This window comes from Verrucomicrobiota bacterium (genome assembly GCA_021413925.1).
Lineage (GTDB): Bacteria > Verrucomicrobiota > Verrucomicrobiia > Chthoniobacterales > UBA6821 > UBA6821.
Genome location: JAIOPL010000005.1, coordinates 36,637 through 57,885 on the forward strand (window position 1 = coordinate 36,637; position 21,249 = coordinate 57,885).

The 21,249-nt window shown below is 58.1% G+C and carries 18 protein-coding genes; 6 read left to right on the top strand and 12 right to left on the bottom strand.

The window, feature by feature from the left end; genetic code table 11:
• Positions 1-4: 4 nt before the first annotated feature.
• From xseB to K8R57_03600, 11 genes are all read right to left on the bottom strand, one after another.
• The gene (gene xseB / locus K8R57_03550) at positions 5-214 is read right to left on the bottom strand and encodes an exodeoxyribonuclease VII small subunit (GenBank protein MCE9587371.1); all 210 of its coding nucleotides are present in this window, start codon (positions 212-214) and stop codon (positions 5-7) included.
• 64 nt (positions 215-278) lie between these two features.
• The gene (locus tag K8R57_03555; GenBank protein MCE9587372.1) at positions 279-1,988 is read right to left on the bottom strand and encodes a hypothetical protein; all 1,710 of its coding nucleotides are present in this window, start codon (positions 1,986-1,988) and stop codon (positions 279-281) included.
• Between the two features lie 17 nt (positions 1,989-2,005).
• A complete protein-coding gene (locus K8R57_03560) occupies positions 2,006-3,355 on the bottom strand; it encodes a sigma-54 dependent transcriptional regulator (protein MCE9587373.1) in 1,350 nt (449 codons plus the stop codon).
• A 50-nt stretch (positions 3,356-3,405) separates the two neighbouring features.
• Entirely contained in the window at positions 3,406-4,269 is an 864-nt protein-coding gene (locus K8R57_03565; protein ID MCE9587374.1) for an SDR family oxidoreductase, read from the bottom strand.
• A gap of 28 nt (positions 4,270-4,297) precedes the next feature.
• Positions 4,298-4,495, bottom strand: a complete 198-nt coding sequence (gene rpsU / locus K8R57_03570) for a 30S ribosomal protein S21 (GenBank protein ID MCE9587375.1) — start codon at positions 4,493-4,495, stop codon at positions 4,298-4,300.
• A 136-nt stretch (positions 4,496-4,631) separates the two neighbouring features.
• The gene (locus K8R57_03575; protein ID MCE9587376.1) at positions 4,632-8,303 is read right to left on the bottom strand and encodes an ATP-binding cassette domain-containing protein; all 3,672 of its coding nucleotides are present in this window, start codon (positions 8,301-8,303) and stop codon (positions 4,632-4,634) included.
• Positions 8,304-8,377: 74 nt separating this feature from the next.
• A complete protein-coding gene (gene arsB / locus K8R57_03580) occupies positions 8,378-9,481 on the bottom strand; it encodes an ACR3 family arsenite efflux transporter (GenBank protein MCE9587377.1) in 1,104 nt (367 codons plus the stop codon).
• 20 nt (positions 9,482-9,501) lie between these two features.
• The gene (locus K8R57_03585; GenBank protein ID MCE9587378.1) at positions 9,502-9,936 is read right to left on the bottom strand and encodes an arsenate reductase ArsC; all 435 of its coding nucleotides are present in this window, start codon (positions 9,934-9,936) and stop codon (positions 9,502-9,504) included.
• A 37-nt stretch (positions 9,937-9,973) separates the two neighbouring features.
• Positions 9,974-10,438 (bottom strand): DUF6428 family protein, encoded by a 465-nt coding sequence (locus tag K8R57_03590; GenBank protein MCE9587379.1) that lies wholly within the window; start codon positions 10,436-10,438, stop codon positions 9,974-9,976.
• 23 nt (positions 10,439-10,461) lie between these two features.
• Positions 10,462-10,788 (bottom strand): metalloregulator ArsR/SmtB family transcription factor, encoded by a 327-nt coding sequence (locus K8R57_03595; GenBank protein MCE9587380.1) that lies wholly within the window; start codon positions 10,786-10,788, stop codon positions 10,462-10,464.
• Between the two features lie 69 nt (positions 10,789-10,857).
• Positions 10,858-12,660 (bottom strand): ABC transporter ATP-binding protein/permease, encoded by a 1,803-nt coding sequence (locus K8R57_03600; protein ID MCE9587381.1) that lies wholly within the window; start codon positions 12,658-12,660, stop codon positions 10,858-10,860.
• 850 nt (positions 12,661-13,510) lie between these two features.
• On the opposite strand from K8R57_03600, the gene K8R57_03605 reads away from it, so the two are divergent.
• The 5 genes from K8R57_03605 (at position 13,511) to K8R57_03625 (ending at position 19,112) form a co-directional block, all read left to right on the top strand.
• Positions 13,511-15,001 carry an ammonium transporter gene (locus K8R57_03605; protein ID MCE9587382.1) on the top strand — a complete coding sequence of 497 codons (1,491 nt, stop codon included), beginning with the start codon at positions 13,511-13,513 and terminating at the stop codon, positions 14,999-15,001.
• Positions 15,002-15,045: 44 nt separating this feature from the next.
• Positions 15,046-15,384: a P-II family nitrogen regulator gene (locus K8R57_03610; GenBank protein MCE9587383.1), complete on the top strand. Its 339-nt coding sequence runs from the start codon at positions 15,046-15,048 to the stop codon at positions 15,382-15,384.
• 150 nt (positions 15,385-15,534) lie between these two features.
• Positions 15,535-15,873: a P-II family nitrogen regulator gene (locus K8R57_03615; protein MCE9587384.1), complete on the top strand. Its 339-nt coding sequence runs from the start codon at positions 15,535-15,537 to the stop codon at positions 15,871-15,873.
• Positions 15,874-16,059: 186 nt separating this feature from the next.
• Positions 16,060-17,685, top strand: a complete 1,626-nt coding sequence (locus K8R57_03620) for an ATP-binding cassette domain-containing protein (protein ID MCE9587385.1) — start codon at positions 16,060-16,062, stop codon at positions 17,683-17,685.
• The gene (locus K8R57_03625) at positions 17,682-19,112 is read left to right on the top strand and encodes an HlyD family secretion protein (protein MCE9587386.1); all 1,431 of its coding nucleotides are present in this window, start codon (positions 17,682-17,684) and stop codon (positions 19,110-19,112) included. The genes K8R57_03620 and K8R57_03625 overlap by 4 nt, the downstream gene beginning before the upstream one ends.
• A 105-nt stretch (positions 19,113-19,217) precedes the next feature.
• On the opposite strand, the gene K8R57_03630 is transcribed toward K8R57_03625, so the two are convergent.
• Positions 19,218-20,096, bottom strand: a complete 879-nt coding sequence (locus K8R57_03630) for a transglutaminase family protein (GenBank protein ID MCE9587387.1) — start codon at positions 20,094-20,096, stop codon at positions 19,218-19,220.
• A gap of 241 nt (positions 20,097-20,337) precedes the next feature.
• On the opposite strand from K8R57_03630, the gene galE reads away from it, so the two are divergent.
• Positions 20,338-21,249 (top strand): UDP-glucose 4-epimerase GalE (gene galE / locus K8R57_03635; protein MCE9587388.1); only part of this gene is annotated, 912 nt, incomplete at its 3' end.

Consider the following 21,249-nt stretch of genomic DNA (forward strand, 5'->3'; position numbering starts at 1 on the left):
GAATTCACGATTCCTCGAACGGCTTGAGCGCCGCTTCACCGCGACTGTTGCGCGTGATGATTTCTATCCGCTTCTCGGCCGCGTCGAGTTTCTCCCGGCAGATCTGGAGTAACTTCATCCCCTCTTCATAGCGCTCGATGAGCGTCTCCAGGGGAGGAGGAGTCTGCTCGATCTCTTCCACGATGCTCTCAAGGCGACCAAGCGAGCCTTCGATGGATGTTTCGACAGCAGTATTGTCTTTCACGGATGGGGCAGAGTTGAGGGTCTTCTGTGAAGCCTTAGTGGGACGACTTGCGTGCCCAACGCTCGGTGTCTGCGTACAGGATGCATTCGCCGTTAATCGGCAGCGGAGTGAAGCTCTTCAGCAGGAAATCATTAATATTCACGGTCCGCATGATGACGGGACCCCAGTCTTTGTAAGAACCCTTGAGGAGATCGATAAAGGACTCGCCTGCAGAGATTGGAGTTAGATAGAGGCCGACGATCGGCGTGCCAAGGCTTCCGAAATCCGAGATCTCGTTGAACTGCCTGACTGTTTCTGGAATCAGCAGGCACTTCCTGTTGGCGTACCAGGCAACTGCCCAAGGCATGTCCGAGGAGAGGAGCTCTTGGGGCTTGAACCAGTTTTGAAGGACCGAAATGAAGGGCGGCACATAAGGGGGCCACTGGATGCGTGCCTGCTGTCCGGTTAGCAGGGTGAGGATCATCGGAATTCCGGAAATCAGGAAAATTGCGGTCAGGAAGGCGATGCGGAGGGCCTTCAGGCTGATGTTAAGCCTGTTCCAAAGCACCAGGATGAATGCCGTTCCGAAGAGGATGAAAATGGGGATAAAAATCACGTGCAGCTGGTTGCCCGACACTGCTCCCTTCACACCGAAGAGTGCCATGCCCAGTGTGAGACCAATCCACATGATCAGAATCACCCATCGCCAGACCGCAGCGGCTGGATTCTTGAACGGATGAAGAAGCGAGATAAAGAAGGCGACGACGGTGATGTTCAGTCCGAGGTACTCCCAGAGATGCGATGCCTGATCGAGAAGGCCAGACCTGATCTTGCTTGCCATGCCTCCGCCCAGGGTCAGGCCGGTATTCACTCCACGCATGACAGACTGCTCCGTAACGCCCGCTCCCGCCAATGCCATGTAGATGGAAAGGCCGAAGGGGTTGCCGCAGACAGAATAGTTGCGAAGCAGCCAGGGAAGCACTGTCAGCAGATAGATGAGAAAGGGGACGAGAAAGGTCACGACCCGCGACCGGAATGCAAAAAGGCAGAAAGCCAAAAACCCCGGAACCAAGAAGAAGGTGACTCCATGGGTCAGGGACATCAGGCCGAGACCGAAGGCACCGCCTCCGAGCCAGGCATAGACTGTGAGGTGGTTCTCTTCTTCCTCCGCATTCAGGGCCTTCAGGGCACAGAGACAGACCAAACCGAACAGCACGATCAGGAAAAGCTGGGGCAGTCCTGCCAGGGCGTACTGCCAGAGGAGGTCGGTCACGAGAAGGAGTCCGGCTCCTATCAGGGCTAGTGTCCTATCGAAGAGCAGGGTTCCCACAAAATACCAGACCAGAACACCCAGCAGGAGGAGAACGATGCCGAGTGCCGCGATGGCCCGGTCACCCATGCTGAGTGTGTCCGTCGGCTCCATCGCGATTCTTTTCTTTACCGGAAAGAGAGCTGCCGCCTCTGCTAGCGGGTAAAGAGGGGCATTGTAGAAATCGGGGAAATTGCCGGAGGGAACCTTGCGAGCCGTGTCGGTAAGTTGACGGATGGCCAGCGGACGGATGTAGCGGGTCGTGAATCCTTCGCCGGAGATGAGCGACCGGGCAATCTGGGCCTGATCCATCGCCTGCTCGGTACCGAGTCCCTTGAAATGCATCAGGAGATAAACGATGCAGAGCCCTATGACGACGACAGCAATCATGCCGATCTTGAGCACCTTGGCTATGAAGCCGGAGTCGATGTCACGTACTGTTTCCTGGAGTGCCATGGGTTGAAAGCGATGGGTTATTTCAGGGATTTAGTGATGCCAAATTGAGCGAGATGACGATGGAGGGTGCGACGGCTGATGCCGAGCTTTTTTGCCGCCATTGTGCGATTACCGGCGCACTCTTCCAGGGCTTTGTGAATCGTTGTGGCCTCAATTCTGGCAAGGTTCATTTCATTCTCCCCGGGAGCAGATCCTGCGAGAATGCGTAGAGATGACGGGAGATCTCCCAGTTTGAGTTCACTGCCGTTTCCTAACACCACGGCATGCTCCACAGCGGCGCGAAGTTCGCGGATATTACCGGGCCAGGTATGGGTCTCCAGTGCCGCTATGGCCTCGGGGGTGAAGAGCCTCTCGGGCTTGTCATGCTCCTTGGCCATTTCCTTGAGAAAGGCACTCGTGAGCAGGGGAATATCTTCCGGGTGACTCCGTAGCGGGGGCATCATGAGAGGCACCACATTCAGCCGGAAGAACAGGTCTTCACGGAATGTCCCGTCGCTCACCATGGCCGCCAGATCCTTGTTGGTTGCGGCAATCAGTCGCACGTCGGAGTTCAGGGTCTGGTTGCCCCCGACTCTCTCGAAACTCTTCTCACCAAGCACTCGCAGAATCTTGACCTGGACGGTGGGGTCGATTTCGCCGATCTCATCAAGGAAAAGAGTGCCGCCGGCAGCCTGTTCGAAGCGCCCGATCCTGCGCTCCCCCGCGCCGGTGAAGGCACCCTTCTCATGGCCGAAGAGCTCGCTCTCCAGAAGCTGAGGGGAAAGTGAGGCGCAATGGACGGCAACAAACGGCTTCTCGGCCCGGTTACTCAGGGCATGGATCGCCTGAGCAGCAACTTCCTTACCCGTTCCGCTCTCCCCTTGGATGAGAACGGTGGCCTTGCTGGGTGCCACCTGCCTGATGGTCTCGAAGACCCTTTCCATTACCGGGGAGCGGCCGATCATTCTGTCGGGTGTCCGCGTTTTGCGCACTTCCTGACGGAGTTCTAGATTCTCCGCTTGCATCGTTCGTTCGCGTAGGGCGCGCCGGATCAGCATTTCCAAACGGTCGATATTCACCGGCTTGGTCACGAAATCATAGGCCCCCTGCTTCATGGCTTCCACGGCGGTATCCACCGATCCGTAAGCCGTCATCATGATGCAGATCGGCGGATCGGAGCGCTTCAGAATCTTCTTCATCAGATCCATGCCGTTGTCGGCGCCGATCTTCAGATCGGTGAGGACCAGATCGGGAGGGTCTGCCTCCATCAAGGCCAAAGCTCCTGCTTCATCAGCCGCCAGCGAGACATCAAAGCGCTCTTCCAGCACGGCTCTCAACCCATCGCGAGTGTTCTTTTCGTCGTCGACGATCAGGATAGTCTGCTTCATGGAGGGCGAGACAGATTGTCGCAACAATCCCGGTTTTGCAATCTTTACTCTTAAGATCCCGTCGAATAATCAGTTAGCAACTGGGGCAAAGCGTCCCGATAGCTGGGAAATTGAGGAATCCATCCGGTGGAACAAAGCTTAGCATTGCTGATCCGCTTGGAGGTCCAGCCCCGCTTTCGGTTGAGATCAGCCGCTCCCTCCGGGGGTAGCGATTGGCGCTGGGTCTCTGCTATCCATCCATAGACCTCGCGTTGGGTGGCCGGTGTATCATCGGTCACGTTGTACACCTCCGGAGTAACCGAGGAGTCTCCCAATCGTGCCAAGGCGAGGGCGGCATCATCCCGATGAATCTGGTTGATCCAGCGGTGCCCCCCATCCTCCAACAGGGCCTCACCTGCCAGAAACTTCCTGAGCAGTACGGAGCGGCCCGGTCCATAGATCCCCGAAAGACGAGCAACACTCCCTCCTGATGCCAGGGCGATCTGTTCAGCTTCCAACAGAATGCGCCCAGTGTCGCGATCGGGGGCGGCTTCTGATTCCTCGGAGACCCAGGCTCCATCGGTTTGTCCGTAGACCGAGGTGCTGCTGACAAAAATCATCCTACCCGGATTCCAACTCTCCAGCACACGGCGGAGACCATCGCGGTAGACCGCAGCGTAGGCCTCGGCTCCACCTCGGCCAGAGCTGACACAGTAGATGGCCAGGGGAACATTTTGAACCAGAGGGGTCAGGGCTTCGACCGAGGCAGGCTCGGTGACATCGCAGGCAGCAGATCGGAAAGACCTGTTTGATAGCGCGTCGAGTGAGTCGGCGCTCCGGACCAGGCCTAGAACATTCATGCCCCTGGCCGAAAAAAGATCGGCTGCGGCCTCCCCTAGGAAGCCGCAGCCGATGATAAGAACTTCAGGATTCACTCCGTGGGAGTGGAAAGCAGTTCGGGGATCAGCTCAGGACAAAGCGGATCTTGGCCTTGGCACGCTTGGCGCTGGCCTTGGCTTTGCGCTTTGTGCGCTGAGTCGGGGTCTCGAAGGCGCGCAGACGGCGCACCTCGTCGAGGACACCCTCGGTCTCGAGTTTGGTCTTGAGGCGCTTGAGAGCGCGATCGATTGGTTCGCCCTTACGGACAATAACTTCCGGCATAATTAATTCACCTGCTTTCCTTTGTGGGGTGTGGATCCTCCTTCATCAGGGCGGCGCGGTCAAGCTCCTCTTTTCATTAAGAGATTATCGAAAAAGGGGGGTGTTTCTCCTTTCAATCACCACGGCTGTGAGAGGCTTAGGTGCGGGTCTCGCGGATCTGACGTCTCAGGATAAAGAAAAGGACCACGAAGATCGCCCAGCTGGAGAGGATCATGACGGCGGAGTTGAACCAGAGCAGGGGGATGGAGACGCCGAAGTATTGCTTCATCGGCCCAAAAAAGACATTCGGGTGGCGGCTGTCACGGTAGTCCGCCTGTTCCATCTCCGCCTTGGAGACCAGATCGAGTACCTTCTGGTTGGTGTAGAGCTGTTCGGCGGTGACGCCCCCTTCATTCCCTACGATTTCCTCGCGCTTCAACGTGGCGCCTCCGATCACCCTGTCGATACGGGTCATTCTCTTGGCGAGTTCATCCGGATTCGATGCCTGCAGGCCGCTCATGATCGCCAGAAGGTCCTTGAGGTCGTCGAGCCGATCTTCCTGGGCGTCGGTCGGCTTCTTGATCGCCGCGAGTTGGTAGATCTGACGCTGGATACGCGCTTGCCGGATGGCCAGGGGATTCAGCTTTGCCTGGGCGAAGACAATCCCCTCATAAGACCAGCGCATCGGCATGAATTCACAAATCATCGGCACCTGCAGATCGCTTCTTGGTTCCATGGCCGTTTCGGGGTGGCGATTGAACCACTCATGGATCGAATGGATGAAATCCAGGTTGCGGTTCATCTCCTCATACTTGATCAGGGCGCCCCCAAGGATGATCTGAGGGATCAGGACGACGGGAATGATGTTGACGGCCGTCTTCCCCTCCCGGGCTAGTGAGGAGATCAGCAGGCCGAGGGCGATACCACTGAATGCCGTGAGGAACATCGCGACGAACTCGACCCAGTAAAAGCCGCGAAGGGAGACCATCCGGTCGCCGATCAGGGTAAAGAGGGCGCATTGAGCCAAGGCGAAGAGGCCGAGCGTAATCGCCTTAGCCAACAGGTAGTAGCCGATGCGGACATTCAGATTCCGTTCCCGGAGAAGAACGGGCCGGTCGCGCAGGATGTCATCGACGCTATTGGTGAGTCCGAGGAACATCGCCACCACGAGGGAAAGGAACAGGTAGGTCGGGATGTGGAAGGCCGAGGCGAAGTCGTAATGTTTGCTCTCCGAGTAGCGGAGGACCGATCCGATCAGGAAGGCGAGCATCGGCGCCTCCACCAGCGTGGTGAGAAGATTGGCTCGGTTACGCAGCTTGCTGATGAAAGAGCGCTGGAGCAGCACAAGGAACTGTCCCAGTTCGTCGCGCCAGCGAAAACCCTCCCATCCGGAAGGTCGCTGTGTAAGGCTACTCTTTGACTCAGGACCTGCTGGGACGGGAGTTCGCGAGGAGGCCGGTTGCTGGACCTCCTTCATCAGGCGATAGGCCTCGAACTTGTCACGCCAGTATTCCGGAGAGAAGCGACGGGCGGGGACAAGCTGTCCTCGGTTGTTCTCCTCGTAGATGAGCTCGCCTCCTAAGTCACGCAGAGGTGTCTCCAGCACGTCGAAGACAAACTCCGGACGGGTTGTGCCGCAGGCCTGGCATCCTCCGAGCTCCGTTCCGAAGAGTTGCTCGTGCTCCGCCTCGGCGAAGTAGGCAAGCATCTCCGTGGGTGTGCCGAAGAAGACCAGCTTGCCTCCTTTGTCCAGCAGCAGGGCCTTCTGGAACATCTGGAAGACCTTCGAGGTCGGCTGGTGGATCGTAACCAAGACGATCTTGTTATGGGCCATGCCGCGAATGATCTCGATGACATGCTCGGAATCCTTGGAGGAGAGGCCGCTGGTCGGTTCGTCGAAGAGATAGACATCTGCCGTGCTGACCATATCGAGGCCGATATTCAGGCGCTTGCGTTCGCCTCCGCTCAGGATCTTCTTGCTGGTTCCTCCCACGACCTCCTTGCGGCGCTCGTTCAATCCTAGCTCGGCAAGTTTGCTGTCGATGCGGCGCTGACGTTCGCGACGCGAGAGATGGGGGGCGCGGATGGCCGCCGCGAAGCGGAGGTTTTCCTCGATCGTCAGCTGCTCATCGAATGCGTCGTACTGGGGGATGTAGGTGATGTACTGAAGCAGCGCATCGAGATTCCTGTAGAGTGAACGCTGGTTGAGCTGCACCTCTCCGGCCACCGGCGGGAACTGGCCAGCCAGAGCGCGGAGCAGCGTGCTCTTGCCGCAGCCGCTTGCTCCCATGACGCAGACCATCTCGCCGCGATCCATCGAGAAATTGAGGTTATCGAGGGCCGTGTCACCGCTCCGGAAGCGGCAGACAAGATCGCGCACGTCCAGCGTGCGGATGATGTTGCGTTCCTCCTCGATAATCCTGTCGGTGAAGTTACAGCGCAGCACCTGGCCCGCATCGATCCGAATGGTGTCCCCATCGATGAGATCCATGGCTCCGCGCACGGGAAGCCCCCTCACGACGATTGGCCTGTCGGCTTGAAGCACCTCCACGCGACCCTTTTTTTCCTGGTAATCACAGGTAATCCGCAGCGTCACCTCACCGCCGATTCCGGGAGAAATCAGAATGTCGTCATCGTCCAGTCGGCTCGGGTTATTCGAAGCGATGTACTCGGTCTTGGAGCCCTTCAGCTCGAAACGGCCTCCGAAAGACCCGACGCGCCGCTTCAGATCCTCGAGGTCGAGCTCCCCACCGTCGCGGAAGAAGATCTTGTCTGAGAGTTGGGCTGCGACCGTCGTCCCCTTGCGTAGCGGCGCGCCCCGCAGGGTGGCCCGAAGATCCTGAAGGGCAGTGACATTCACTTTCAGGCCGAAGGCGATCTCTAGGTCGCTGTCCCGGCTGCGCGATTTCTCAAGCCGGACCTCTTCGTTGTTGATCGCCACAAAGATGTGGGGAAGCGTCACGTTGCGCTTCGCGTTGAAGTAAAAGATCAGATCCTGGCTGGTGATCACCTGCTCGCCCACCAGCACGCGCTGACCCGGATAGATTCGGCAGAACTCACCGGGCTTCAGCAGACGGCCTTGGACGATCAGGCTCTTGCCAGAGAGGTTTTTGAGAATGATCAGGTCGTGGTGGCAGTAGGCCAGAAGCTTTTCGTCCCCCTTGAAGTCCCTTAGCTCCACATCGCATGTTGCCGGATCGCCGAAGGAGAGAGCCTCGAGCGGCGAGGTGCCGTCGTGGAAGAATTCCGCGTCGGCCTGCTCGTTGGCATTGAGCTGGTAGACGATATCGATGGCCTGCGCCGCCATGCCGAGACGCCCCATGAAGTCATGGTAGGCCGCCACCTGCTCCGCCTTCATTCCCGAACGGGTGATCAGATCGTAGAGCTGCACGCCGAGCAGGATCTTGCTGTCATCGCTCAGCTCCGTGGAGAGCTTCGTCGCCATGGCTCCCAGATCCTGCTGTTGCTCGAGGGCCTGGCGGAAGAGCTTGCGGAGTTCGGAGTAGACCGCCTCGGGATAGTCATAGCGCAGGAAGCCGAGGCTCGAATCGATTTCCTCCTCCAGCATCTCCCCATCGACCCGGGTGAAAGCAGCAAGGACCTGGATCAGCGTGGGAAGAAGATTGGCGCTCTCGGCGATGGTCTGTGGACGTCGCTGCAGGCGCCGCCAGCGCTTGGCCACCGAGCGCTGCAGGCGGGAAGCTCCCCTCAGGATGCTATCGATCGCGAGCACTCCTCGTCGCGGAGGCGCAGAACCAACTTGCCCGTCAGGATACGGATCCGATCCGGGCGTTTCTGCTCCTCCTGATATCTGTGGATTAGGATCCATCTGGCCGGAGCGTAATCAGCCCCGGCACAAAGATGGAGCCAATTATTGGGTGAACGATGACCTCAGCAACGTATTTATCGCAAAGTTTTGTCTGCAAGCGGAGCTTCCGTTGGAAACCAATCTTTTGTCGCATTGCAGGCACTACAGACGGAAAGCATCACTGGAACCTCTACAAGGACACCGACCACCGTGGCGAGTGCGGCTCCGGAGGAGGGGCCGAAGAGAGTGATGGCCACCGCTACCGCCAGCTCGAAGAAGTTGCTTGCGCCGATAAGGGCTCCGGGAGCCGCCACATTGTGGGGGACTTTCAGCCAGCGCATCAGCATATAGGTCAGGCTGGAGTTGAAATAGACTTGGATGATGATCGGAACGGCGATCAACAGCACGGCAAGCCACCGATGGGTCAGATTCTCCGCCTGAAAGGCGAAAATGAGTATCAGGGTCAGCAAGAGCGCCGCCATGGTCACTGGCTGGAACTTTGGGAGGAAGGATTTCTCAAGCCACTCGTTACCGTGTGTCTTGAGAAGCATTGTTCGTGTGAGCCATCCGGCTGTTAGGGGAATAACGATGAAGACTAGGACTGAGGTAATCAGGACGGCAGATGGAACCACCACTCCTGACACCCCGCAGAGAAACATTACGATGGGGGCAAAAGCCACGAGCATGATGAGATCGTTCACCGCTACCTGAACCAGCGTGTAGGCGGGATCGCCGTCCGTCAGATAGGACCAGACAAAGACCATCGCGGTGCAGGGGGCGGCAGCAAGAATGATCAGGCCCGCCGTGTAGTTCTTGGCGGTCTCGACATCAATCCACTTGGCAAAGAGGTGCTGCATGAATACCCAGGCCAGGAAGGCCATACTGAAGGGCTTCACGATCCAATTCACGAATAGGGTCACCAGCAGCCCCTTCGGCTTCCGGGCAACACCCCCGATGGAGCTGAAGTCGATCTTCAGCATCATCGGATAGATCATGAGCCAGATGAGAATGGCGATCGGGACATTCACATGAGAGTCATGTCCGAACTCCATGCCGCTGAGGGAGGCAACGGCCTTCGGGGCCGCTGTGCCCAGAATCACCCCTGCAACCATGCAGAGAAGAACCCAGAGGGTCAGATTGCGCTCGAAGAAGGCGAGTCTCTTTACGGTCTTCGCAGGAGTAGTAGGAGATGTATCCATGGAATGAAACGAGGTTCTGGTTAAAGGGACTTCCCGCGCTTGAGACCTGCTGCGTAGGCATCGAACACGAGCTTGATCTGGTCGCGGACTCGGCGGAATTCGTTGAGAATCTCCTCCTCGCTACCCGTTGCATGGGCAGGATCCTCGAAGCCCCAATGGAAGCGGTTCACCTGACCTGGGAACATCGGGCAGGCCTGGTCGGCATTCCCGCAGACTGTGATCACTGTATCGACGGAACGATTCAGAAACTCATCAAGGTGTTTGGAGGTGTGTCCGGAGATATCAATGCCGATCTCCTTCATCACTTCGATGGACTTCGGGTGGACGTAGCCGGCAGGTTTGGAGCCCGCGCTGGCGACTTCGATGAGATCACCAGCGGCGGCACGGAGGATGCCTTCGGCAAGGTGACTGCGGCAGGAATTGCCGGTGCAGAGGATAAGGACGAGAGGTTTCATGGGAAAAAGTGAAAGCGTTAAATCGGGAAGAAGTGAATCAGCAGCAGCCGGTGCCACTGCAGCACGACGAGCCTTCGTCATCCTTGGGCGGCGGAAGGCAGATCTCCTTTGCGAGGCAGTCGGTGTGTTTGGTGCCGAGCGTAAAGACGAGTAAATCACCCTGCTGTTTTGCTGACTCAACCGGGAGCTGGGTAATGAATCCGTCTTCGTATTCGATTTCCACATCGAGATCGTCATTTCCGAGAATGGGGGCAGCGCGATCGATGATGTCCGCTAGTGTTTCGGCAGGGAGTCGATGATCAGTATCATCAGCAACCCAAGACTGGAGAGAGAGGTAGGAGATTTTGCGAATCGTGGCACCGCAATCCAAGAAAGTCTTATCAACACGGCCAACCTCTGTGATGTGCGCGTGAATCGGAATGGATTTGCCACTAGGCAGAATAAACGCGAGATGACATTCCGGATGATTGCGGAGGATTATTTTGAGGTCTGATGTTTTCATTCTTTTAGTGGGTTTGGTGACGATTAACAGGCGCACCGAAGCCTGCGGTTATTGGAGCTGGAGATGAGGTCGATGCAGCGGAAGAACTCCGTGAAGCAGGGGCAGGCGATCTGGTAAAAGACCTGCAGGCCACGCTTCTCGCAGATAAGGAGTCCGGCCTTTTTCATCACTGCCAGGTGCTTGGAAAGAGTCGTCACGTCGCAACCTGCCATCTCCGTGAGATCGTTCACGCAATGCTCACCCTGCATCAGGGCCTCCATGATCAGGAGGCGCGAGGGATGGGCCATCGCCTTCACGATGGAGGCGCGGACCGTCGCATTGGATTTGAGCTTCTGAAGTTTTGAAGGCATCTATTTGGTAAATATGCCAAATAGTATCATCAAGTCAACGTCCGAGTAATTGACTTGGCCTTATGGGGATTAAATTTCCTCCGCGTTCTCCGCCACTTCAACGGCTCCGCGCGAGATGTCTATTCTGCTCTCCCCGAAGACCCCGTGATGGGCTTCGGCTTCCTTGCAGAGGGAGGCATAGAGTCCGCCTGCGGCAAGGAGTGTCTCGTGATTGCCCCTCTCGACGATGCGTCCCCTCTCCAGCACCAGGATCTGGTCGGCATGGCGGACGGTTGAGAGTCGGTGGGCGATCACGAAGCTGGTACGACCCTCCAGCAAGTGGGCTAGTGCCTCTTGGATCAGACGTTCCGTCGTGTTGTCCACGCTGGCAGTCGCCTCGTCGAGGACAAGGATCGGCGGGTTCTTCAGCAGGGCGCGCGCGATGGAGAGACGCTGTTTCTCACCGACGCTCAGCTTGACGCCGCGTTCGCCGAGTTGCGTGTGGAGCCCCTTAGGAAGACGGCGTATGAAGGCTTCTGCATTCGCGGCGGCTAGCGCTGCCCACATCTCCTCCTCAGTGGCATCGGGTTTTGCAATGAGTAGATTGTCGGCAGTGGTGCCGTTGAAGAGGAAGCTCTCCTGCGTCACCATGGCGACGGAGCGGCGGAGTTCGCTCAGGGGGATCTCACAGATCGGGCGCCCATCCAGCAGGATCTCTCCGGAGCTGAGCTCGTAGAATCTGCTGAGCAGGTGGACAAGCGAGGTCTTTCCTGCACCGGTGGGTCCCACCAGCGCGATCATCTCGCCTGGCTTGGCATGAAGAGAGATGTCATGGAGGACAGCGGTCCCGGCCTGATACTCGAACCCCACGGACTCGTAACGGACATCACCCTTCAGGGAGATAACCTCAGAATTCGAAGAAGGATTCCTCCAGCCCTCTTCCAATGGGGCATCCAGAATCGAGAAGACCCGTTCGCTCGCAGCACGTCCCGCCTGAAGCAACTGGTTGAGGGAATGGAGGCGTCCGACTGGTTCGTAGAGATAGCGTGCCAGCAGGAGGAAGGCGACCAGGACACTCAGCTCCATCGTTCCATGGAGAACCTGCAGACCTCCCACGGCAAGGATGAGGATCATTCCCGCGTTCCCTAGGAAGTTCATTGTCGGGCTGTAGATTGCCCAATAGCGCATCACGATGAGAGAGGCTTTCTTGAGAGCTTCGCTTGATGCATTGAATCGTGCGTGTTCCCTCTCCTCGGTGGCGTAGGTCTTGATCTGGCGGATCCCGTCGAGGTTATCGTGAAGAAGGGAGTTCAGGGCCGAGGTAGCCTTGCGTGTGGCACGGTAGCGCTTTCCGGCAGTCAGCGTGTAGAAGAGTGCCCCGAGAGCCAGGAAGGGAACGGGCGTCAAGGCAGCCAGCATCAGGACCATGCTGTAATGGGCCATGAGAACCAGGACGATGGCGATCTGGAGCAGGGCCACCGTACCTTGCTCGATGCCGTCGATCAGGACCCGCTCCACGTTGGTCACATCCTCCACGAGCCGGGTCATGATGTCGCCCGTCGCTCTGTTGTCGAACCATGGGAGGGGCAGCATCTGGATCCGGGCATAGAGATCGCTCCGGAGGTCAAAGATCACCCGCTGCTCGAAGTGATTGTTCAGCAGGATACGGAGGCAGTTCAGAAGATCCTGGGCGAAGAATGCCGCGAGACCCATTGCGATCAGAGGAATCAGCTTTTCCGGGTGATGCTGTTTGAGAACGACTTCGATGACCTGCTGGGTGACGGCAGGAAAGACCGCCACCATCAGCGTGCCGACGATCGCGCAGAACATCGTAGCCGCCGCCATCCAAGGATAGCGCGCCGTGTAACCGAAAACTCGTAGCAAAATTCGCATGGGTGTTTATAGCAGGCAGCGCAAGGGAAGCACCCCCGCATTGCTGAATCATGAAGTAGCAGGGTGAGTGACGATTGTTGTTGCCGCGAATATTTTACGAGATACACATAGCAACTTCTAAGAATACAATAGTTTACTTAATTGGCTCACCTACAGAGACGACAATGAGGAAATCCATGAAGGAGCCCTCTAAGCATTTAGGAACGGAAGAGGTCTGAAGCTTGTCATGCTTATGAAGAATATGGAGGGCTGCGTGCCGGGGGGTGTGCAGCCCGACAGAAATGCCGGGCGGGAAAGCGGTTCGCCCGCTCTTCCCGCCCGGCAAATCTCATCATCCCAAGCATAGTCGCCAGAAACCAAGCCTTTCGTGAACTCTTCCTTTCCCTACCATGTTTGAAATCCTCAAAAACATCCTCGCCAGCTTGGGGCTCTGGTTCCTGACTTCCGTCGTCTTATGCTGTCTTTTTGTCGGGCTCTCGTTCCAATACCGCAGGAATCTTAGGAAGCCCAAAGAAGACTCCACTCGGTTCCCCAAGTAGCCGTTCCTCGAGTCGGCTTCACTTGTATTCGGTAAAAAACTCTGTGCCGTTGAATGGTGCGGAGTGGATAAAAACCGCCAAATACCCTCTCTTGACTCTTAAGAGGGCAAAAATCGCCAAGAGACCCTTTCACGCCAAAGGCTCTGATTGGGATGGGGAGCAAGGCGCGCGAGGGCAGCTGTATTGAAACCTACGGCAAGTGAAGAGCAACGCAGCTACACGCCATAATCAGGGCCTTTGGAAAGTTGGCACGGAGGTTGCTTTCATGTCTTAACCGCCCCTCACCGGGCGCCACAACCAACACCAACCCTATGAAGAAAAAAACCACCTCCGTGCTCCGGTTGCTCGCGGCGGTCGCCTCACTGGCGATCCTCGGCGCCGTCACTTCCACCCTCCATGCAGAGGATGCCGCGCCGGCACCCACCCCGATCGCTTTCGCGGATGCGCCGTTGAAGGCCCAGACCGCCTACCTGCAGGCGGCCCTTACCAACGGTGACCCGACCGCGACGAACATCGCCCCGGTCGCCATCGCAGGCCACACGGCCTGGATGATGATCTCGGCGGCCCTGGTGCTCCTGATGACCCTGCCCGGTCTCGCCCTCTTCTACGGAGGTCTGGTCCGCTCTAAGAACGTCCTCTCGATGCTCGCCATGTGCCTGGGCATCACCGGCCTGGTCACCATCATCTGGTGGGCGGTCGGCTACAGCCTGGTCTTCGGAACGAACTTCGCCAGCCCCTACATCGGAGGCACTGAGTTCTTCTTCCTCAAGGGGATCGATTCGGCCCCCAACACCAGCTACGCCTACTGGATCCCGCAGAATGTCTTCTGCATCTTCCAGCTGACCTTCGCGATCATCACCCCAGCCCTCATCTTCGGTGCCACGGCCGAGCGCCTCAAGTTCACCGCCCTGATGGCCTTCGTCGGCCTCTGGATGTTCCTCGTCTACTTCCCGCTCGCCCACATGGTCTGGGGCGCCACCGGTCTCATGAATGGTGTCTGGAACGCCGATGCCAAGATCCCCGCGATCGACTTCGCCGGCGGCACCGTGGTTCACATGTCCTCGGGCTGGAGCGCCCTCATCCTCTGCCTCCTGCTCGGCAAGCGCGTCGGACACGGCAAGGAGCCCATGCCTCCCCATAGCCTCGTGCTCACCATGATCGGCACCGGCCTTCTCTGGGTCGGCTGGTACGGCTTCAACGCCGGCAGCGCCCTGGCCGCCGACAGCATCGCCGCCAACGCCTTCCTCACCACCACTATCGCGACAGCCATCGCCGCCTTCGTCTGGCCCCTGCTCGAGTTCATCCTCAAGGGCAAGCCAAGCGTGCTCGGCATGTGCTCGGGTGCCGTGGCCGGCCTCGTGGTCATCACCCCTGCCGCCGGATTCGTGGATTCCACGGGTGCCGCAATCATCGGCGTGGTGGCTGGTGTCGTCCCTTACTTCGCAGTCACCGTCCTGAAGGGGATTTTCAAGTACGACGACGCACTCGACACCTTCGGCATCCACGGTGTCGGCGGTACGGTCGGAGCCCTCATCACGGGCGTCCTGGTCAACCCCGCCGTGAACGGCAACCTCGTCAGCGACGCCTACGCCGCCAAGAACGGGCTGAAGGCCGCGATCGAGTCCCACTCGCTCCTCGTGGCGCAGGCCAAGGCCGCCGGAATCACTATCGCCCTCGCGGTGATCGGAACCCTCGTCATCACCATCATCGTCAAGCTGGTCATCGGCCTTCGTCCTTCGGTCGAGGCGGAACATCAGGGTCTCGACATCACCGATCACGGTGAAGAGGGCTACAACCACTAATTCAAGAACCCAAGGAAGGTCCAAACCCAACATCACCAACACCTATGAAAAAAATCGAAGCAATCATCAAGCCCTTCAAGCTCGAGGAAGTCAAAGACGCCCTTAGCGATCTCGGCATCGAGGGAATGACGGTGACCGAGGTCAAGGGCTTCGGCCGCCAGAAGGGCCACACCGAGATCTACCGCGGCAGCGAGTACACGGTGGACTTCCTTCCCAAGATCAAGATCGAGATCGTCGTTGCCGACGGTGCCCTAGAGGGAGCCGTCGCGGCGATCGTCAAGACGGCCAAAACCGGCAAGATCGGCGACGGCAAAGTCTTTGTTCTCCCTGTGGAGAACGCGGTCCGTATCCGTACCGATGAGACCGGCGACAAAGCAGTCTAAGATTCTTTAGATCGTTACCAAGGAAAGGCGGAGGCTTCGGTCTCCGCCTTTTTTGTGCTCCGAAAGTGAAGGTATTGACGATGGTGATTGCAGAGGATAGAGCCATCTGCGATCAACAGACAGAACCTCAGCCATTACCAAAACCGACCCATGAAAAAAATCGAAGCAATCATCAAGCCCTTCAAGATCGAGGAAGTCAAAGATGCCCTCAGCGAGCTCGGCATCGAGGGAATGACTGTGACCGAGGTCAAGGGATTCGGCCGCCAAAAGGGACACACTGAGATCTACCGCGGCAGCGAGTACACGGTCGACTTCCTGCCCAAGATCAAGCTGGAGCTTGTGGTCGCTGACGACGCGGTCGAGGCGGCGATCAAGGCGATTGTGGAAGCAGCCAAGACCGGCAAGATCGGCGACGGAAAGGTCTTTGTCCTGCCCGTGGAGAACGCGGTTCGCATCCGCACTGGCGAGACAGGCAATCAGGCGGTCTAATCCTCCTGAGGGACGACCAGCCTGAGAGACGAGCAGCCTGAGGTGCTTGATGAGGACTGGATGACGGCAGGGCGCCTCCTATCGTTTGGAAGAGGGTCCAGATAGTTGTTTGAGAATATCAAACGCTATGTTTGATATAATCTAATAGATAGAATGGGTATCAACTCGTAAGATACACGATCTCACATGATTCACTCGCGCCATCATCCCGAACAAGGCCCGTGGACGCGCCTTAAAAGCGCACTGGATCTTGATCCCCGTGACGTGGGGATGATCCTCGTTTTTGCCCTTTGCGTGGGACTGCTCTCCATCGCGGCCCCTGTCGCGATCGAGACCCTGGTGAATACTGTCGCGTTTGGCGTCCTGCTCTGGCCAGTGATTGCCCTGGCCCTGGTGATGTTGACGCTGCTCCTCATCTCGGCCTCGCTCAAGGCGCTCCAGTTCCTTGTCGCGGAGTATCTCCAACGGCGCCTCTTTGTCCGTTACGCCGAGAAGTTCTCCGCACATTTCTCGCGCGCCGAGATCTCAAGCTTTGAGGGCCGCAATGCGGGCGAGCTTGCGGATCGTTTCTTCGAGGTCTCCTCGGTTCAGAAGGCCTTGTCGGGACTCCTTGTCGACGGTGTTGGCATCGTGATGATCACGATCGTCGGCCTTATCCTTCTCTCCTGCTATCACCCCTATCTGCTGAGTTTCGCCCTGATCCTTGTGGTTGCGGTGGTTGTGGTGACCATTGTTTTTGGGAGGGGTGGTGTCTCCTCCAGTATTGAGGAGAGTTATGCAAAATTCGATCTCGCTGGATGGATCGGCGAAATCGCCCGCTCTCCCTCCCTCTTCCGTGCAGGTGCAATGCAGGATGTGGCCCTCAACCGAGCCCGCGCTCATACGGCCGACTACATCGCAGCCAGAAAGCAGCACTTCCGTGTGGTCTGGCGGCAGACACTCTTCGTGATTTTCTTGGAAGCCATCGCAAGCACCCTTTTGCTCGGGCTTGGCGGATGGTTGGTGATTAATCGCCAACTCACGCTCGGTCAGTTGGTCGCTTCGGAGCTGATCGTGACTCTGGTGCTGGCTTCACTGGCCAAGACCGGAAAACATCTCGAGTCCTTCTATGACCTTGAGGCATCGCTTGATAAGCTCGGGGTCATCGACAGCTTCACCCTGGAGCCCAAGGGAGGGGAAATCTTGCTCACATCCGGAAAGCCACTCTCCGTTAAGGCAAATTGCCCCGGCCCCTCAGGAGAAATCTTCTTGGATGCCCCTTCCGGTTCTAAGATCGCCCTGCTTGGTGCTCCTGGAAGCGGCAAGTCACAGTTCATGGAAACCCTCTCCCTCCTGCGCGCTCCGGAGGGGGCGCGGGTCACCTTTGACGGGATCAGTTCTCAGGCCTTGGATCGGGCCGCAGCCCGCAGACTGATTGCCAACGCCGGACGCGGGGAGGTGTTTTCCGGGACGATCGTTGAGAACCTCCGTGCCGGCAACGCGGAGATCGGCGTCGAGGAGATCCGTGAAGCCCTCAAGGATGCGGGTCTATCCGCCCGTATTGCCTCGCTCCCTTTGGGGATGGCCACACCTCTCTCCTCCACGGGATGGCCGCTCTCCACCTCCGAGTCAGTCCTGCTCGGTATCGCACGAGCCATCTTGGCCAAACCCCGCCTCTTGCTGCTTGACGGAACCCTCGATCTCCTCGATCCCGCTCTGCATTCCGAGCTGATCGCAAAACTCTCCTCTCCCGACGCACCCTGGACCCTGATCGTGGCCACGACCAGGCGCGATGTCGCCGAGCGCATCGGCACCACCGTCACGTTACCATGAGCAGCAGCCAACCGCATGACGAGGGCTGCAAGCCGGCTGATCCAGTAACACGGGAGGATCTCACGCGCGCGACGGAGACTCCTCCGATTGTTCTTCGTATTTCCAAGATCGTGCTCTGGTGCATGGCTGCCTCCCCCTTTGTGCTGGCATTTGTCCCTTGGCAGCAAACTGTGCAGGGTCGCGGCACCGTGATCGCCTATTCGCCTGTCGAGCGCTCCCAAGTGCTGACGGCCCGGATTCCAGGCCAAGTGCGCAAGTGGCACGTCGTCGAGGGATCCATCGTCAAGAAAGGCGATCCCGTGGTCGACCTTGAGGACAATGATCCGGATCTCGGCACCAGGCTGACTGCTCAGTTGGAGTTTCTCAGAGGACGTCTCTTGGCCGGTAAACAGGAAGTGGCTGAACTAAGTGGCGCCGCTACAGCCACGGAGGCTGCCCGTGAATCAGCTGTTAATGCCGCCAAAGCCAATCTTGAATCAACCCGCAAGGCGATCGAGGTGGCTGATCATGTCCTCTCCAACGCCCAGTACTCCAAGACCTTCGAGCAGACCCGTTTTGACATGATCGATAAGCTCCATTCCAGCGGAACGCTGGGGGCGATCGAGAGCAAGCTCTCACGCGAGGAGGCCAAGCTGCGCATTGACCGCGCCTCCATCGACGTGAGACGAGCAGCCGCAGAGTTAGATCGCTCGAAGGCCGCCTACCTCACTCAAGAGGCACAAGTCCTTCAGACGGATGCCGCGGGAATCTCTTCGATCGCGGTTGCAAGAAGCAATTTCCGGAAGGGAGAGCAGGCGCTTTTCACCACGGAACGTGAGGTGCAGGACATCGAGAACCGGGTGGAGCGCTTCAAGTCGCGGCACGTGGTGGCTCCCTGCGATGGAGTCGTCTTCCGAGTTCACGCCAATGTGGGCGGTGGTGGACAGTACCTCAAGGAAGGGGACGAACTCTGCACGATCATTCCCGACACAAAGGACCGGGTCGTCGAGCTTACGCTCGACGGACGCGATGCTCCTCTGGTCCTCGCTTACGCTCATCGTAAGGGATCTCTGCCACAGGCACGCCTTCAGTTTGAGGGGTGGCCGGCCATCCTCTTCTCCGGATTCCCCGATGTATCGATCGGTACCTTCGGAGGAAAAGTCCGGCAGATTGATCAGGCGAGTGGCGCGACCGGTGGATTCCGAATCCTAATCGAACCAGAGCACCATGTTCCGGGTGATGACTGGCCCGACTCTAATTTCTTACGACAAGGAAATCAGGTGGTGGGTTGGGTCTTTCTCAATCGGGTGCCGCTCGGATACGAGATTTGGCGTCGTCTGAACGGCTTTCCGCCAGTCCTCCCTCCCACTTCCAAGGAGAAGAAATCCGGCTCTCCGGACAACAAGGAAGAGGAGAAAGCGAAAGCGCCTAAGATCAAGGTTGGCTGAGCCCAGACAGGGGATCAGGGACGAAGCCTGAACGTCTCCTCAAGTCCCCGAGCGCCTCGAGATTCCATTCCGCCGCGCCGGCATCCTCCGAAGTCGTCGCCTCGGTCATAACTCTTCTCCGGGCAGCAGTTCACGCGCCGAGATGGAGACCTCGTGCGCGAGGCAGAGACCGGCTTCCCCGCAGTAGGATCCCTCCACCGGCGGGATCTCGCCCGCGGCGAGGGAGATCGCGACAGCGACATGGTGACCGTCGGCCAGAATCCCATTGGTGGGATCAAATCCGCGCCATCCGGCCCCGGGCAGATAGAGCTCGCACCATCCGTGCGTGTGGGCATCTCCACCCGTTCCATCCGGTGAGGAACAGAGGTAGCCGCTCACGTAGCGTGCGGCGATCCCCAGTGAACGGGCGGCCTCGATGAAAAGATGGGCAAAATCGCGGCAGGTCCCCTCGCCAAGCCTGATGGTCTGCTTGCAGGTCCGGATCCCCTCTTCATGGCGCACCGTGTAACGGAAGAGAGAGGGAATTGCGCGGCAAAGCGAGGTAAGGGTTCCAAGCGTGGAGGGCACCGCGGAGACGCCGTTCAGAAAGGGGCGGAGCCAGTCCTTCAATTCAGCGCTCGAAGACTCATCAGCTTGCACAAGATAGGGGGCAAGGTGGGTAAGGTCCCGCTCCGAGTAGGAGATCGGGAGATGAAGCGCCCGCTCATCGAGAAGGAAATCAAACGGGTTAGTGATCTTCTGCTCCAGAAGGAGGTCGCTCGTGATCAGCAGGCGATCCGTCATGTCCAGGAAGGTGGCCTTTCCTAGGATCGCTCCCTCTGCGTCGAGGTTCCATCGGACGCCTCCCTTGGAGGAGAGAGTGACATCGGATCTCAGCACAAGAAGCCCTGGCGAGGAGCGGGGCACAAGCCTGAGCCAATGGGGAGTGAGTTCGACGGGTTGACGGTACCGGTACTCGGTGGTGTGGTTGATTCGGAGAAACATCTGGTGGAGAGGCGAGTGAGGAGGGAGGAGAACCTGTTCAGCGGAAAAGACAACCCAGCAGCATGCTCAACCGCGGTCTCGAGGGGAGGAAGAGAAGGGCGGCCTGTGCACAGTGGAACGTTTCTACACAGAGTGTGTTTGAAGGGATAGTCGACATCTTCATCAATTTAAGCAAACGCCATACCATGAATGACGCGTCATAAATGTTTTACCTGAGACCCGGAGCATTTACTCTACTTCCATGAAAACCATCCTAGTCACCGGAGGAGCAGGATACATCGGCAGCATCTGTGTCGAAGAACTCCTGAATGAAGGCTACACCGTGGCCGTTTTTGACAACCTGAGCGAGGGTCATAAGCTTGCCATCGATTCCCGCGCTCATTTCTTCCAAGGTGATCTTGCTGACATCGAGTCGATCAAGCTGGCTCTCCGCGAATCCAAGGCCGAGGCCGTCATGCATTTCGCTGCCAACGCTCTGGTCGGCGAATCGATGACCAACCCCGGCAAGTATTTCCGGAATAATGTCGCGAACGGCGTGAACCTTCTGGAAGCCATGGTTGCCGAAGGGGTGAAGCGCTTCGTCTTCTCCTCCACCTGCGCCACCTTTGGCATCCCTGAATCGATGCCGATCGACGAGACGCTTCCTCAGAAGCCAATCAACCCGTACGGCGAGTCGAAGCTGATGTTCGAGAAGGTCCTCCGCTGGTACGGCGAACTGCACGGCATCACCTTTGTGGCGCTGCGTTACTTCAATGCAGCCGGAGCCACCGAGCAATTCGGCGAGGATCATCGCATTGAGACCCATCTTATTCCGAACGTGCTTAAGGTTGCGCTCGGTCAGAAGGAGTCCGTCGACATCTATGGAACGGACTACCCGACGACCGACGGCACCTGCGTCCGCGACTACATCCACATCGTGGATCTGGCGCAGGCCCACCTCCTTGCGTTAACAGCGAAGGAGAGTGCCTTCTACAACCTGGGGACAGGCGGCGGCACTTCCGTCAAGGAAGTCATCGACTGCTGCCGTGCCATCACCGGCAAGGAGATCAAGGCTATCGAAAAACCACGCCGCGCCGGTGATCCGCCCCACCTCATTGCTGGCTCCGATAAGGTCCGCCGCGAACTCGGCTGGCAGCCGAAATACCAGGACATC